1 protein-coding gene is annotated in these 1,013 nt (G+C 67.1%); it reads left to right on the forward strand.

Annotated elements, in window-relative coordinates; genetic code table 11:
* A partial coding sequence (locus tag EP28_RS11570) for a TrkH family potassium uptake protein (protein WP_196219641.1) occupies positions 1-931 on the forward strand: 931 nt, incomplete at its 5' end.
* Positions 932-1,013: the final 82 nt, after the last annotated feature.

Genomic DNA, 1,013 nt, shown 5'->3' on the forward strand with positions numbered 1-1,013 from the left:
CTACTTCACGCTCGGCGTCGTCGACGTCGCGCCGAACATGGACCTCTACAACGCTGTCGCTCACGCGCTCACCACGCTCCCGACGGGCGGGTTCTCGCCGGAGGCCCGCAGCGCGGAGGCGTTCGCGCCGGCGATCCAGTGGGCGATGATGCCCTTTATGCTGATCGCGGGGACCAACTTCGCGCTGTTCTGGCACGTGTTCAAAGGGGAGCCCCGTCACCTGACCGACAACGCGGAGTTCCGCGCGTACCTGCTCGTCGTCGCGGGGTTCGGTGCGGTCGTCTCCGCAGTCCTGTTCGCGGGCGTCGGGATGGCCGAGACGCCGACGAACGTCGACGCCGTCGCCGGCAACCTCGAGAACGCGCTCCGGCAGGGGCTCTTCCAGGTGATCGCGATCGTCACCACCACCGGCTACGCGAGTATGGACTTCAACACGTGGGACGCTTCCGCACAGACGATCCTGCTGTTCGCGTACTTCCTCGGCGGGTCTGCCGGCTCTGCCGCGGGGTCGATCAAGATCGTGCGCTGGGTGATCGCCAAGCGGGCGACGGATCGCTCGCTGTTCGTGGCCGCCCACCCCGAGGCCGTCAGGCCGGTCCGGCTGAACGACGAGGTCGTCGACGAGACCACCATCCGCGAGGTGTTCGTGTTCGTGACAGTGTTCGTCGTGCTGTTCGCCGTCTCCACGATGCTGCTCTACCTCGACAGCTACCGCACCCCGGAGCTCGCGCTCTCGGGGCTGGAGGCGATGAGCGTCGCCATCGCGACGCTGGGCAACGTCGGCCCGGGGTTCGGCCCCGTCGGCCCGATGAACAGCTTCCTGCCGTTCTCCGACGCGGCGAAGCTGTACATGGTGTTCCTCATGTGGATCGGCCGACTGGAGATCCTCTCGGTGCTGGTGCTGTTCACGCCGTCGTTCTGGACGCGCTAGTACCCCAGTTCGGCCAGCGTCGCCCGAATCGGTTCGCGGTACTCGGCGCCGAAGTGACGCAGATGCACCAGCAGCGGCAGTA

The sequence above is a fragment of the Halorubrum sp. BV1 genome (assembly GCF_000746205.1).
Lineage (GTDB): Archaea > Halobacteriota > Halobacteria > Halobacteriales > Haloferacaceae > Halorubrum.